The sequence below is a fragment of the uncultured Jatrophihabitans sp. genome (genome assembly GCF_964246335.1).
Lineage (GTDB): Bacteria > Actinomycetota > Actinomycetes > Mycobacteriales > Jatrophihabitantaceae > Jatrophihabitans.
The window spans coordinates 1-13,076 of sequence record NZ_CAXTQF010000084.1 but is presented as its reverse complement, the minus strand read 5'-3'; the positions used below and the strand labels follow the sequence as shown (position 1 = coordinate 13,076).

The window sequence follows — 13,076 nt, the reverse complement described above, 5'->3', positions numbered from 1 at the left end:
CCCGGCGACCACCACGGTGACGCTGCCCGACAGTCATATAGCCTCCGGCCCGCACCGCGAACAAGTACGTCACACGCGCGAGGTGCGCCATGCCGTGCCCATGCGCACCGTCCTCGCCCGCGTGGTCGGCGCCAAGACCGACCACCGTGCGCGTCGGGTCGGCGCGGGCGGCGAGGCGGATGTGGCTCGCGCGCTGGCGCGGCTCGGCGACCACTGGAAGGTGCTGCACGCGGTGCCGGTCGGCGAGCAGGACAGCGACATCGACCATGTGGTCATCGGCCCGGTCGGGGTATTGACCATCACCACCGAGAACCACCCGGACGCAGATGTCGTGGTGCGCGGCGACACGGTGACGGTCAACGGGTCCGACGAGCCCTACGTGCGCGACAGCCGGCACGAGGCCGAGTACGCCTCGCGGCTGCTCAGCGCAGCGGCCGGGATCGCGGTGCAGGCGCGCGGCGTGCTCGCGTTCGCCGGGGCGCAGCGCGGATTCACCGTCGAGGAACAGCCGTCCGACGTGTCGGTCGTGACGCTGCGCGGGTTGCCCAAGTACCTGTGCGATCTACCGACCCTGTTCGACGACGACACGATCGAGCATCTGTACGCCGTCGCGCGACACCTCGCCACCTGGCGGCCGGACAAGGTGGCCCGGCAGGATTTCGCCAGCGCGGATCACCCGTCGATTGCGAGGCGGTAGCCGCGCTCGTTGACCGTCTGCACGATCGCCGGGTCGCCCAGCGAGGTGCGCAGCTGCGCCACCGCCGCCTCGGTCACCGCCTGGTCCGGCGGGACGAGCTGGCCAGGTCGCGCGGCGAGCGCCGCGAGCAGGGCCATGGACGGCGCCGAAAGGGCGACGAGCTCGTCGTCGACCACGGCCGCATGGCCGCGGATCTCGACGCGGCGCCCACCGGCGTGCACGACGACGGCGCGCGGTGGCAGTTTCGACACCACCTCGCGCACGAGCGCGCCGAGGCGGAAACGGGTGGGCGCGACGACAGGTAAGTCGGCGGCGACGAGCGGCCCACTGGTCACCGGCCCCACCGCCGCACACAGGACGGGCCCGCGCAACGCCGCACGCACCGCGTCGCCGAGGTCGAGATCGTCGGCGGTGCGCAGGAAGTTCACGGCGGCCGGCGCGCTGGTGAAGGTCAGCGCGTCGACCGCGGCCGAAGCGACGAGTTCGGTCAGCCGGTGCAGCGGCGCCTGGTCGGCCGGCGGCTCCCAGCGGTAGACGGGAACTTCGATCACGTCGGCACCGGCGCCGCGCAATCCGTCGACGAGGTCGCGCAGCGGGTCGCCGTGCAGCTGTACCGCGACCCGCGTGCCGGCGAGCTCGTAGTTGGCGGTCATGTGCGCCAGCACCTCGGCCGTCGACTCCGACTCCGGCGACCAGGACTCGCGCAGGTCCGCGGCCCGCACCGCCCCACGCACCTTCGGCCCGCGGGTCAGGATCGTCGCGTCGTCCAGGCTCGCGACGAGCGACTCCTGCAGACCCCAGCCGTCGGCGACATCCAGCCAGCCGCGAAAGCCGACGCCGGTGGTGGCGACCGCGAAGTCGAGCGGTGCGGTCAGGCAGCGTTTGGTGGCCTCGAGCAGCTGGGTGTCGTCGGACAGCGGCACGATGCGGATCGCCGGCCCGTAGACGACACTCGCTCCGTGGCGTTGCAGCGCGTTGCCCAGCTCCTCGCGACGACGCGCGGCGGTGACACCGACGCTCCAGCCGGCCAGAGGCAGCACGCCGTCAACGGTACGGAGGTCGTGGCCGGCGGCTGCGGGTAGGTGACTCGCCGTTGGTGCGTACCTGGGCGAGGCGGGTACGGCTTGGAGGACCGGCGGTGGGGGAATACGCCGCGAACACCGAACATCGGAGGGGTCGATGAAGGCCGTTACCTGGCAGGGCAAGCGCGACGTGCGTGTTGAGGACGTCGCAGATCCGAAGATCGAGGAACCGACCGACGCGATCGTCAAGATCACCAGCACGAACATCTGCGGGTCGGACCTGCATCTCTACGAGACGCTCGGGCCGTTCATGGCGGCCGGTGACGTCATGGGCCACGAGCCGATGGGGATCGTCGAGGAGGTCGGCTCGGAGACCGGCGACCTCACGGTCGGCGATCGCGTGGTGCTGCCGTTCCAGATCTCCTGTGGCCACTGCTACATGTGCAACCAGGAGCTCTACACGCAGTGCGAGACGACGCAGGTGCGCGACCAGGGCATGGGCGCGGCACTGTTCGGCTTCTCCAAGCTCTACGGCGAAGTAGCGGGTGGGCAGGCAGAGTACCTGCGCGTGCCGCAGGCGCAGTTCACCCACATCAAGGTGCCGGAGGGGCCGCCGGACGAGCGGTTCGTCTACCTGTCCGACGTGCTGCCCACCGCGTGGCAGTCGGTGCGCTACGCCGACGTGCCGGACGGCGGGTCGGTGACCGTGCTCGGTCTCGGCCCGATCGGTGACATGGCCGCGCGCATCGCGCACCACGAGGGCAAGCGGGTCATCGCCGTCGACCTGGTGCCCGAACGGCTGGCGCGTGCCGCAGCCCTCGGCGTCGAGACCGTGGACCTGCGCGAGCACCAGGACGATCTGGGTGACGTCATCCGCGACATGACCGACGGTCGCGGTACCGACGCGGTGATCGACGCGGTCGGCATGGAGGCGCACGGTTCACCGATGGCGAAGGCCATGCTGAAGGTCACCGGGGCACTGCCGGACGCCATCGCGGCGCCCGCGGCGAAGGCTGCAGGCGTCGACCAGCTCGCCGCGGTCAACTCCGCCATCGACATCGTGCGCCGCGGCGGCACGGTCTCGCTGATCGGCGTCTACGCCGGTGCCGCGGATCCGCTGCCACTCAGCATCATGTTCGACAAGCAGATCCAATTCCGGATGGGCCAGGCCAACGTCAAGAAGTGGGTGCCGGACATCATGCCGCTGCTCACCGACGACGACCCGCTCGGCGTCGAGCAGTTTGCCACCCACCGGCTGCCGCTGAGCGAGGCGGCACACGGTTACGAGATCTTCCAGAAGAAGGAAGACGGCTGCATCAAGGTCGTCCTCACGCCGTAGGGGACGTCAGACGGGCACGCCGAGCAGCTGCAACCGCTCGGCGTGCCGGTGCAACAGGTCGGCAACGACGTCCGGGCGTTTCGCATACAGCTCGAGGTGGGCTTCGAGCAGTTCGACGAGCGGCAGGGCACGGCCGTCGACCGTCCAGGTCTCGCGGGTGGCCGACGACGGCCAGCCGAGCGCCTGCGCGACGGCGGCCTCGACGGGTGCGCGCCGTTCGCCGAGGTATTCGCGTTCGCCGGGCTCGACGGGCGACGCGGCAGGGAGCACCCCGCGCTCGTGCAGCACCTCGAGCACCCGCTGTGCCTTGCGCGCCAGCAGCCCATTGGTCGGGTGGGTCATCGTCCACAGCGCGGCCGGGTCGTCGAGCAGATCGGATGTGTGCACGTCGAGAGACAATTCGCGGTGGCGCAACTCCGCCCGCGACGCCGCCGCATGGTGTTGCGTGCCGTCCGTCGACGGCGCAGGCCACCACGCGGCCGCCTGGGTCGACGTCATGCCGTGCGCGGCCGCGACTGCGGTGCGCAGGTCGTGATAGTCGGTGATCGGCGCGTTGACCCGCGCACCGTCCGCGCCGTGCCCGTAGACCTGGAACGGGAACGCGCTGGTGTCGTAGGTGACCGGGATGTGCACCACGGCGCAATCGTCGGGCAGCTGCTCGATCACCGTGTCGCTGCCGCGACCGCCGCCGTAGGCCGCCTCGCGCACCGGCTGGGTCACGAAGATCGCGCACCGCTGCAGCAGCGGACGGATCGCGGCCATGGCATCTGCGGTCAGCAGGTAGACGGGCTCGACGTCGAGCACCTGCAGTCCGGCCGTGGCCAGCGCGGGGCGCATCAGGTCGGCGATCGGTGCGGCTTGGCAGTTGCCCCACACGATGACGGGCTGCTGCTCCCGCTCGGGACGGTGACCGGTCACGTTAGCGCGATGCCCCGGCACGGCAAGCTGAACACGTGCCCGCTACGTCATCGACCGCGCCCGCGGCGCAGTCCGTCAGGTTCGGCATCGCCAACGCCGCCGTCGGCGCGGTGACCGTCATCGGCGCGCGCCGCCTCGCCGCAGCGCTTGCGCCCGCAGACAGGCGTCCGGCGAGTGCCGCCGTCGTGCGGGTGCTCGGTGCACGCCAGCTGGTGCAGGGCGTAATCACCGTGGCAGCACCGGAGGAGTCGACACTGGTACTGGGCGCGATCGTCGACACCCTGCACGCCTTGAGCATGGTGCCGTTCGTCGCGATCAGCCCGCGCTTTCGTCGACCGGCCGCAATCAGCGCGTCGCTGGCGGCCGCGTCGGCCACTGCCGGTTTCGTGCTCGCCAAGTAGAACGCCTCAGCTGCGGTCCGGCCAATGGCCGAAGACCCGTTCCTCGCCGGCGTGCGGGGCCAGCACGGTGCCGTCGGTCGGGCCCTGTTGCTTGCGGGTCAACGCTGCGACCTTGAACAGCGGGCCGACGATGCGGTCGAACACGAACGGCAGTAGTCGGTAACCGGTGATGACGACCGGGTTCGTCGGGCCCACCGGTACCGACACGTGCTGGCGCGGATTGTCGGCGAGCCCGGCGATGGCCGCCGCGATGCGTTCGGGCTGGAGGACCGGGATCGGGGGTCGCGCCTCGTAGGGCAGGAAGTTCGCAGCCTGGTAGTAGATCGGCGTGTTCGTACTGCCGGGGCTGACGATGCACACGTGCACGTCAGGCTCGGTGCGGATCTCCTGCTGCAGGGTGCGAGCGATTGCACGCTGGCCCCACTTGGCGGTCGCATAAGCACCCATGTTGGGTACGGTCACCGAGCCCAGCAGCGAGTTGACGATCACCAGCGTGCCGCGCTTCTGTCGCCGGAAGTGCGGCAGCACCGCCTGTGCCACATGGAACGTCCCGTGGATCGCGGTGTCGACGACGGTCAGGAAGATCTCGGCGGGCGTCTGTTCGACAGTGCCGTATCCCATCACCGTGGCGGTATGCACGACAACGTCGAGGCCGCGCTCGTCGACCACCTGGGCGATCACGCGATCGACGTTCTCGCGCTTGCTCATATCGGCGGCGATGGTCGAGACGTCCCGGACGCCGTGCTCCCGGCACGACTTCTCCGCAGCGGCGAGGCCGACCTCGTCGCGCGCGACCAGCGTCAGCCGGTCGCCTGCAGCGCCCATGTGCAACGCCGTCGCCAGACCGATGCCGCTGGAGCCACCGATGACGAGCACGCTGCGGCCGGTCATGCTGCACCACCCGAGGGGTGCTCGAAGCCGGTCACGGCGCAAGCACGACCTTGATGCAGCCGTCGGTCTTGTCGCGGAACATCTCGTAGGCACCGGGCGCCTCGGCGAGCGGCAGCCGATGCGTGGCCAGGTCGAGCGCGCCGAGCGGGTCAGCAGGATCCTGCACGAGCGGCAGGACGTCGTCGATCCAGCGCCTGACGTGCGCCTGGCCCATCCGCAGCTGGATGCCGCGGTCGAACATCTCCATCATCGGCATCGGATCGACCTCGCCGCCGTACACACCGCTGAGCGAGACGGTGCCGCCGCGTCGTACACCCTTCAGGGCGCCGTACATCGCGTCGAGCCGGTCGATCGCCACCTTGTCGGTGATCTTCTGAGCGATGGAGTCCGGCAGCAGGCCGGTGGCCTTCTGGCCGATCTCGGCGATCTTGCTGCCCGGGGCGCCGCCGTGCGCTTCCATACCGACGGCATCGATCGTGGAGTCCGGCCCACGGCCGTCGACGAGGTCGAGCAGCGTCGCGGACACGTCCTCGACGGTGGACAGGTCTAGCGTCTCGGCGCCGTAGCGTGCCGCCAAGGCGAGCCGTTCGGGTACCGAGTCGATGCCGATGACCCGCTCGGCGCCGAGGTGCTTGGCGATGCGCACGCACATCTGCCCGATCGGGCCGAGACCGAACACCGCGACGGAGCCGCCTTGGGGCACGTCCGCGTACGCCACGGCCTGCCATGCGGTGGGCAGCACGTCCGAGAGGTAGAGGAACTGCTCGTCCGGGGTGCCGTCGGGGATCTTGATCGGGCCGAACTGGGCTTGCGGCACACGCAGGAATTCGGCCTGCCCGCCCGGCACCGAGCCGTACAGCGAGGTGTAGCCGAACAGCGACGCGCCCTTGCCCTCGCTGCGGACCTGGGTGGTCTCGCACTGCGCGAACAGCTTGCGCTCGCACATCCAGCAGTGTCCGCAGGAGATGTTGAACGGCACGACGACGCGGTCGCCGACGCTCAGGTTCGACACCTCGCTGCCGACCTCCTGCACAATGCCCATCGGCTCGTGACCCAGCACGTCACCCGGCTTGAGGTAGGGGCCGAGCACGCCGTACAGGTGCAGATCGCTGCCGCAGATGGCGGTCGAGGTGACCTGGATGATCGCGTCGGTAGGTTCCTGGATCTGCGGATCGGGTACGTCCGTGACGGCGACGTTTTCATTGCCTTGCCAAGTCAGAGCTTTGATGACCGGCTCCAAAACACAGCGACGCTGCTTCTTAGTCGTCGTTGGCTAGGTGCCCGGAAGCGCCGCGGAGCAATCACCGCCGAACGGATGGGGATCCGATGGCGACCAACGAACGATTCATTGCCGCCTCCCGGCAGCGCGTGTTCGCCGTGCTGGCCGACGGGTGGGCGTACAGCAACTGGGTGGTCGCGACGTCGCACATGCGTGCCGTCGAGCAAGGCTGGCCGGCCGTCGGCAGCAGGCTGTTCCACGCCGCCGGTTCGTGGCCGATCACGACCCGGGACGAGACCGTCGTCGAGGAGATGGTGCCCGACGAGCGGCTCGCGCTGCTTGCCAAGGGGCGCCCGATCGGCGAGGCGCGCGTGGTGTTGGAGCTGGCCGACGCGAACGGCGGCTGCCACGTGACGATGCACGAGACGCCGGTGGCCGGCCCGGGCAAGTGGCTGCACAACCCGCTCGCCGAGAAGTTGCTCGTCCGGCGCAACACCGAGTCGCTCGACCGGCTGGCCGCGATCGCCGAACAGCGCGCCGTGCCGTCCGAGTAGACCTCGACCTGAGCGGTAGGCGTTCCGGTGCAGGTCGGCCACTGCGCGGTGCGCGGCGGACGACCTACCGACGGCTGTCTCGGCAAACGCCAACTATCCGTCGCTGCACCGACGGATAGTTGGCGTTTGCGCAGACCCCCGTGGGTGTCCGCGGTGTGCGGTCGCCGCGCCTGAGCGCTCAGCGGTAGATGCGGCGGTGCGCGGCGTCGACGACCGCGCGGTGCACCGGGCCGGCGTGCCCGGCGCGGCGCAGGGCCGCGGCGGCCGCGTTGGCGCCCGGCGTGCCGTGCACCCCGCCGCCCGGATGCGCCGATGCGCTGGCCAGGTAGAGGCCGTCGACGACGGTGTCGGCGCGGCCGAGGCCCGGGACGGGGCGGAAGAACAGCTCCTGGTGGATCGCCGCCGTGCCCCCGCCGAGGGCGCCGTGCACCAGGTTGGCGTCCGCCGCGTTCAGGTCGGCCGGCGACTGGACGGCGCGATCCAGGACCAGTGCGCCGAAACCTGGTGCCTGCGCCTCGATCGCGGCCTCGACCCGCTCGACCTGGCGGGCGATCTCGTCGGGGCCGGCCTCGACGCTGCCCGGCAGGTGCGTGTAGGACCACGCGGACTCGGTGCCCTCCGGTGAGCGCGAGGCGTCGGACGTCGTCATCTGGCCGAACAGCGCGAACGGCTGCTCGGGCATCCGGCCGGTGGTGAGGTCCGTGGCGTAGCGGCTCAGGCCGTCGAGGTCGACGCCGAGGTGCACCGTGCCCGCGCGACGTGCTTCCGGGGCGGTCCACGGGACCGGGCCGGACAGTGCCCAGTTCAGCTTGAGCGTCGAATGGTCCCAGTCGAAGGCACGCAGGTCGTCGTTGAGCCGGTCCGGCAGGTGTCGCGCGCCGACGAGGTCGGTGTAGAGGGTCGGGGCCGCGACGTCGGCGAGCACCGCGCCGGCCGTGATGCGCTCGCCGTCGGCCAGCCGGACGCCGCGTGCCTGCCCCTCGGCGACGTCGACGGACGTCACCTGCGCGCCGAACCGCAGCGAGCCGCCGTGTGCGGTGAGCCGGGCGACGAGCGCGTCGATGATCCCGCGCGAGCCGCCGGCGGGCACCGGGAAGCCGACCGTCTGGCCGAGCATGCACAGCAGCCATCCGTAGATCGCGCTGCCCGCGGATTCCGGCGGCAGGTCGGTGTGCAGGGCGTTGCCGGCGAACAGCATCGTCGCGCCCTCGCCGCGGAAGTTCTCCTTGCCGAACCGACGCACCGGCGACATCGCGAACCGCGCGAAGCGCATCGCGTCCGCCGTGCCCATCGTGCGGAACAGCCGGGTGGCTGCGCGCACGGGTGGGAACGGGCTCAACGCAGACTCCAGGAACGGTTCGGCGATGCGCTCGTACGCGGCGACGACGCGCAGCCACGAGTCGCCGTCACCGGCGCCGAAGGTCTCCAGCGACGCGGCCGTCACGTCACGGTCGCGGTCGAGCAGCGCGCACCGGCCGTCCGGGAAGACGTGCGCGAGCACCGCCGGCGCGTGCTTCCAGGTCAACCCCCACTGCTCGAGTTCGAGCTTCTGCAGGGTCGGTGATGCGGCCGCGAGCGGATAGAACGAGCTGTACCAGTCGGTGACGAAGCCCGGCCGCAGCGAGTCGTCGGAGTGCACCGCGCCGCCGGGGTGATCCGCTGCCTCCAGCACGAGCACGGACCAGCCGCGGTCGGCGAGCAGGTTGGCCGCGACCAGCCCGTTGTGCCCCGCGCCGACGACCACCGCGTCGACGTCGGGTGCCGGACCGGATCGACGCCGCGTAGCCATAGGACGAGTCTGCCCAGGGGAGCGCCCGGCGCTCAGGTGAGGGTGCGCTGGGGGTTGCCGTCGTCCCACGCCACGATGTCCTCCACGACCTGCGCGAACCAGTGCCGGTACGTATCGGTGGTGACGTAGCCGATGTGCGGGAGCAGCAGTGTGTTCGGCACCGAGCGCAACGGATGGTCGACGGGCAGCGGCTCGACGTCGTACACGTCGAGGCCGGCTCCGGCGATACGCCGCTCGCGTAGCGCGTCGAGCAGCGCCGACTCCTCGACGATGGGGCCGCGCGAGGTGTTGATCAGGTACGCGGTCGGCTGCATCGCGCCGAGCTCGTCCGCGCCGACGAGCCCGCGGCTGCGCTCGGACAGCGGCATGTGGATCGTCACGACGTCGGCCTGCGCGAACAGCTCCTGCTTGGCGACGGCGCGCGCCCCGTGCTCGGCGGCGCGCTCCGGCGTGAGGTTCGGCGACCACGCGATCACCGACATGTCGAACGCCTGCGCCAGCCGGACGACCGGCGCACCCAGCCGGCCGAGCCCGACCACGCCGAGCGTGCTGCCGGCCAGGCCCGGGCCGATGGTGTGCTGCCACCGGCCGGCCCGGACCGCGGCGTCCTCTGCGGCGAAGTTGCGGGTCAGCGCGATGATCATGCCGATCGTCAGCTCCGGCATGGCGTTGCCGGCCGCGGTCGTGCCGCAGACCGTGACCCCGCGCGCTCGTGCCGCGTCCAGGTCGAGCGCCGCATTCGCCATGCCGGTGGTGATCAGCAATCGCAGATTCGGTAGCGCGTTCAGTACGGAGGCGGGGAAGGGAGTGCGCTCACGCATCACCACGACGACCTCGCTGTCGGCGAGCCGAGCGACCAGTTCGCCCTCGTCATCGATGTGCTCATCGACGACGTCGACGTCGAATCGCTCGCGCACCGGCGACCAGTCCGCGACGGTCAGCGCGACGTTCTGGTAGTCGTCCAGGACGGTGACGGTGGGCACGACCTCAGACCCGTCCGTTGCCCATGTCGAGCAGGCGCTGCAGCACATCGCCGGTGCGCAGCCCGTCGTGTTCGTACTCGTTGGTCACCCACGCACGCGCGTTACCGGTGTGCGCGATCGTGTCGAGCTGCAGGTCGGCGTCGACGTAGAGGTCGTCGTGGTAGACCGCGGCGCACAACGGCACGTCGTTCTTGTTGAGGCGGTCCGCGTCGTAGAGCGCCGGCCAGCCGTCCTTGGCGGCGAGGATGTCGGCCGCCTGCGCGAACGGGCGCAGCGCGCGGATCTCGGCGAACATCCACGGGAACATCGTCTCCGCAGTGAACAGCACCGGCCGCGCGTCCGCCGCGAACTCCGGCCGGCGGTCGAACTCCTGCTGCGCCGCCCACCCCGTCGCCGCGCCGGCGGCGTAGGTGCTCTCCTGCAGCGCGTAGAGGACGTTGTCGACGAACCCGGTGCGCGTCGTCATGTCGTAGAGGAACGACGGATGCAGCTCGTCGCCGGGCCGTCCGTCGTCGGTCCACGCGTCGTCGAGCAGCCAGTGCACCTGCTCGAAGCCGTAACTCATCCCGAACGGGGACCCGATGACGCGCAACCGGTGCGGCGTCAGCACGTCGCCGTCCGGCAGCAGCACCTCGTGCTCGCTGACGTGGTCGATCAGTCGCGCCATCACCGCCTCGTCCTGCGGGTAGCGCGCGTAGTACTCCTGCGAGCGGCGCACGATGCGCGGGAACGTCCGCGCGTACACGTCGGCGGCACTGGCCCGGATACCCGGCACGCCGCCGGTGACGTAGCAGTGCGCGAGACCTTGCGGCGCCTGCGAGAGGTAGGTGAGGGTGACGAACCCGCCGTAGCTCTGCCCCAATGTGTCCCAGCGACGATCACCGATCAGCTGCCGGCGGATGATCTCGGCGTCGGCGACGATCGAGTCGGCGCGGAACAGGCTGAGGTAGTCGGCCACCTGCTGCGGGGTGCGGTCGCGGGTGATCGCCGGCGTGATCGCCGTGCTGCGGCCGACGCCGCGCTGGTCGAGCAGGATCACCCGGTACGTCTGCAACGCGACGCCGAGCCAACTGGACCGGTCGACCGGCCGCGGCGAGCGGCCGCCCGGTCCGCCCTGCAGGAACAGCAGGTAGGGCAGGTCGTCGTGTTGCTTGTCCGGGTCGACGAGCTCGCGGGCGAACACCTCGATCGTTGCGCCGGCGGGATCGCGATGGTCCAGCGGCACGGTGACGACGTGGTCGCGGCTGACGAAACCGGGAAGACGGATCACACCTGCGATCCTGCCCGACGCCGCGCCGTCAGTCGCGTACGTGCACCGAAGCGGTGCAGCGCTCGGCGATCTCGGCGTCGTGCGTGGCGAGCAACAGGATCCCGCCGCGTTGCGGCACCGAGAACAACTCGGCGAGCACGACGGCGCGCGACTCCGGGTCCTGCTCGGCGGTCGGCTCGTCGGCCAGCAGCACGTCCGGCGCCAGGGCCAGCGCGCGCGCCACCGCGACGCGTTGCTGCTGCCCGCCGGACAGCTCCTCGATCAGATGGTCGGCCAGGGACTCGAGCCCGAGCGCGGCCAGCGCGTCGGCGGCCGCCTGCTGGGCGTCCTCGGCCGCCATACCGGACGCGCGCAGCGCCGCCTCGACGTTCTCCGCCGCGCTCAACAGCGCCACCAGCCCGTAGCCCTGCAGCACGACACCGATGCGCCGTCGCGCGCTCGCGTCGATGGGCGCGCCGTCCAGCAGCACCGTGCCGGCGTCCGGCCGGGCGAGCCCGCCGACCAGCGCGAGCAGCGTCGTCTTGCCCGAACCGGACGGCCCGAGCACCGCGAGTGCGGTGCCGGCCCGTGCCTCGAACGACAGGTCCGTGAAGATGTCCTGCCCCGCGCGCCGCGCGGCCAGGCCGGAACCGGTCAGCGTCTGCACCGTCATGTGCCCGGCCGCCGATGCCGGCCGTGATCCGGTGCGTCGTTCGGCGCGGCACCGTCCACCCGGCGCAGGATCACCCCGGCGCTGCCGTCGTCCAGGGGCTCGGCGCGCAGCAGCGAACCGGACGGCAGAAGATCGTTCAGCTCGGCCGGCAACTGCACGCTGCCGTCCCGGCCGACGACGAGGAACTGCTCGCCGCCCATGCCGGCCGCGCCGATGCGCCCGTCGCGGATCGACACGGTGCGGTCCATCGTCTCGCTCACCGCGGTGTCGTGCGTGACGACGACGATCGTGGTGCCGAAGCGGGTGTTGACGTCGCGCAGCAACGCGATGACGTCATGCGAGGACGCGGCGTCGAGCTGGCTGTTCGGCTCGTCGGCCAGCAGCAGCGTCGGCAGGTTCGCCAACGCGATGGCCACCGCGAGCCGCTGCTTCTCGCCGCCGGACAATCGCGCCGCCGCCCGGTGCGCCAGCGAGCCGATACCGACGGCGTCGAGCAGTTCATGCGGCGTCAGGGCCTCTGCGGTCAGCTCGCGGCGCACGGCGCGCACGTTGTCGAGGGCACTGACGTAGGGCAGCAGGTTGCGCCCGGCGTTCTGCAGCACCACGCCGACGTCGCGCTTGCGCAGGTCGGCGAGCTGCCGGTTGTTCAGCGTCGACAGCTGCCTGCCGCACACGTGGACGGTGCCGGCCGTCGGCTGCAACAGGCCGGCGAGGTGCCACAGCAGCGTGGACTTGCCCGACCCCGACGGCCCGAGCAGCGCGACCATCTCGCCCGCACGTACCTGCAGGTCGATGCCGCGCAGCGCCGCGACCTCGGATCCCGGCACGCCGTAGACGTGCACGAGGTTGTCGCAGCGCACCACCGGCTCGGGGGCCGCCTGGGCGCCCGCGTAGTCGAGGTCGATGTCGATCGCGGTCATTCCTCGATCTCCCGCAGCCGCTCGGGCGACGCCCCGGCGAGCAGCCCTGCGCTCGTCGCGGCCGCGAGGGCGAACAGCACGAGTACGGCCACGACGACGAACACGACGAGCGTGCCGGCGGGCAGCCGGTAGGACAGCGTGATGGACGCCGGGACGGTGACGAACTCCGGCAGGCTGCGCAGCGCCAGCGCCGCCGCGACGACGCCGGCGACGACCCCGGCGACGGCACCGAACAGCAGCACGGCGGCCTGCTCGATGACCAGTCCCGCGTACAGGTTGCGCCGCGACGCGCCGGCGACACCGAGCGCCGCGTACTCGAAGCGGCGTCGGCGGGCGGCGCCGGCCAGCGCGGCCAGTGCGCCGCCCGCGGCGAGCACCGCGGCGGCCAGCGCGTCGGTGAGCAGGACGGTGCTCGCCAACC

At 71.4% G+C, this 13,076-nt stretch carries 14 protein-coding genes; 4 read left to right on the top strand and 10 right to left on the bottom strand.

Annotation, left to right across the window (positions count from 1 at the left end; all coding sequences use genetic code 11):
• The coding region (locus ACFFCN_RS17090; RefSeq protein WP_375493594.1) for a nuclease-related domain-containing protein at nucleotides 1-697 on the top strand (697 nt) is incomplete at its 5' end.
• Here the strand turns inward: ACFFCN_RS17090 and ACFFCN_RS17085 are convergent.
• Nucleotides 673-1,737, bottom strand: coding sequence for a uroporphyrinogen-III synthase (locus ACFFCN_RS17085; protein WP_375493592.1), 1,065 nt, complete (start codon nucleotides 1,735-1,737; stop codon nucleotides 673-675). The two genes, ACFFCN_RS17090 and ACFFCN_RS17085, sit on opposite strands and share 25 nt — an antisense overlap.
• A gap of 139 nt (nucleotides 1,738-1,876) precedes the next feature.
• Between ACFFCN_RS17085 and ACFFCN_RS17080 the strand changes: the two genes are divergently transcribed.
• On the top strand, nucleotides 1,877-3,058 hold the full coding sequence (locus tag ACFFCN_RS17080; protein ID WP_375493590.1) for a zinc-dependent alcohol dehydrogenase: 1,182 nt from the start codon (nucleotides 1,877-1,879) through the stop codon (nucleotides 3,056-3,058).
• 6 nt (nucleotides 3,059-3,064) lie between these two features.
• On the opposite strand, the gene ACFFCN_RS17075 is transcribed toward ACFFCN_RS17080, so the two are convergent.
• On the bottom strand, nucleotides 3,065-3,976 hold the full coding sequence (locus tag ACFFCN_RS17075) for a WcbI family polysaccharide biosynthesis putative acetyltransferase (protein WP_375493588.1): 912 nt from the start codon (nucleotides 3,974-3,976) through the stop codon (nucleotides 3,065-3,067).
• Between the two features lie 35 nt (nucleotides 3,977-4,011).
• On the opposite strand from ACFFCN_RS17075, the gene ACFFCN_RS17070 reads away from it, so the two are divergent.
• A complete protein-coding gene (locus tag ACFFCN_RS17070) occupies nucleotides 4,012-4,377 on the top strand; it encodes a hypothetical protein (protein WP_375493586.1) in 366 nt (121 codons plus the stop codon).
• 6 nt (nucleotides 4,378-4,383) lie between these two features.
• On the opposite strand, the gene ACFFCN_RS17065 is transcribed toward ACFFCN_RS17070, so the two are convergent.
• Both ACFFCN_RS17065 and ACFFCN_RS17060 read right to left on the bottom strand, forming a co-directional pair.
• Nucleotides 4,384-5,268 (bottom strand): SDR family NAD(P)-dependent oxidoreductase, encoded by an 885-nt coding sequence (locus ACFFCN_RS17065; protein WP_375493584.1) that lies wholly within the window; start codon nucleotides 5,266-5,268, stop codon nucleotides 4,384-4,386.
• 31 nt (nucleotides 5,269-5,299) lie between these two features.
• Nucleotides 5,300-6,496 (bottom strand): zinc-dependent alcohol dehydrogenase, encoded by a 1,197-nt coding sequence (locus tag ACFFCN_RS17060; protein ID WP_375493596.1) that lies wholly within the window; start codon nucleotides 6,494-6,496, stop codon nucleotides 5,300-5,302.
• A 98-nt stretch (nucleotides 6,497-6,594) separates the two neighbouring features.
• On the opposite strand from ACFFCN_RS17060, the gene ACFFCN_RS17055 reads away from it, so the two are divergent.
• Nucleotides 6,595-7,041: an SRPBCC family protein gene (locus ACFFCN_RS17055; protein ID WP_375493583.1), complete on the top strand. Its 447-nt coding sequence runs from the start codon at nucleotides 6,595-6,597 to the stop codon at nucleotides 7,039-7,041.
• A gap of 178 nt (nucleotides 7,042-7,219) precedes the next feature.
• On the opposite strand, the gene ACFFCN_RS17050 is transcribed toward ACFFCN_RS17055, so the two are convergent.
• The 6 genes from ACFFCN_RS17050 to ACFFCN_RS17025 form a co-directional block, all read right to left on the bottom strand.
• Nucleotides 7,220-8,830 carry a phytoene desaturase family protein gene (locus ACFFCN_RS17050; RefSeq protein ID WP_375493582.1) on the bottom strand — a complete coding sequence of 537 codons (1,611 nt, stop codon included), beginning with the start codon at nucleotides 8,828-8,830 and terminating at the stop codon, nucleotides 7,220-7,222.
• Nucleotides 8,831-8,862: 32 nt separating this feature from the next.
• Nucleotides 8,863-9,861 (bottom strand): D-2-hydroxyacid dehydrogenase family protein, encoded by a 999-nt coding sequence (locus ACFFCN_RS17045; RefSeq protein WP_375493580.1) that lies wholly within the window; start codon nucleotides 9,859-9,861, stop codon nucleotides 8,863-8,865.
• Complete coding sequence (locus ACFFCN_RS17040) at nucleotides 9,818-11,083, bottom strand: alpha/beta fold hydrolase (RefSeq protein ID WP_375493578.1); 1,266 nt, start codon at nucleotides 11,081-11,083, stop codon at nucleotides 9,818-9,820. Before ACFFCN_RS17040 ends, ACFFCN_RS17045 begins: the two co-directional genes overlap by 44 nt.
• A gap of 28 nt (nucleotides 11,084-11,111) precedes the next feature.
• Entirely contained in the window at nucleotides 11,112-11,735 is a 624-nt protein-coding gene (locus tag ACFFCN_RS17035) for an ATP-binding cassette domain-containing protein (RefSeq protein WP_375493577.1), read from the bottom strand.
• Nucleotides 11,732-12,655 (bottom strand): ABC transporter ATP-binding protein, encoded by a 924-nt coding sequence (locus ACFFCN_RS17030; protein WP_375493575.1) that lies wholly within the window; start codon nucleotides 12,653-12,655, stop codon nucleotides 11,732-11,734. Before ACFFCN_RS17030 ends, ACFFCN_RS17035 begins: the two co-directional genes overlap by 4 nt.
• The coding region (locus ACFFCN_RS17025) for an FtsX-like permease family protein (RefSeq protein WP_375493573.1) at nucleotides 12,652-13,076 on the bottom strand (425 nt) is incomplete at its 5' end. The genes ACFFCN_RS17025 and ACFFCN_RS17030, both read right to left, overlap by 4 nt.

Bases quoted from the DNA above. Each gene is read 5' to 3' on its own strand.
- ACFFCN_RS17080 (WP_375493590.1), top strand. From the start codon at position 1,877: ATGAAGGCCGTTACCTGGCAGGGCAAGCGCGACGTGCGTGTTGAGGAC.
- ACFFCN_RS17065 (WP_375493584.1), bottom strand. From the start codon at position 5,268: ATGACCGGCCGCAGCGTGCTCGTCATCGGTGGCTCCAGCGGCATCGGT.
- ACFFCN_RS17055 (WP_375493583.1), top strand. From the start codon at position 6,595: ATGGCGACCAACGAACGATTCATTGCCGCCTCCCGGCAGCGCGTGTTC.
- ACFFCN_RS17050 (WP_375493582.1), bottom strand. From the start codon at position 8,830: ATGGCTACGCGGCGTCGATCCGGTCCGGCACCCGACGTCGACGCGGTG.
- ACFFCN_RS17045 (WP_375493580.1), bottom strand. From the start codon at position 9,861: ATGTGCTGCAGCGCCTGCTCGACATGGGCAACGGACGGGTCTGAGGTC.
- ACFFCN_RS17035 (WP_375493577.1), bottom strand. From the start codon at position 11,735: ATGACGGTGCAGACGCTGACCGGTTCCGGCCTGGCCGCGCGGCGCGCG.
- ACFFCN_RS17030 (WP_375493575.1), bottom strand. From the start codon at position 12,655: ATGACCGCGATCGACATCGACCTCGACTACGCGGGCGCCCAGGCGGCC.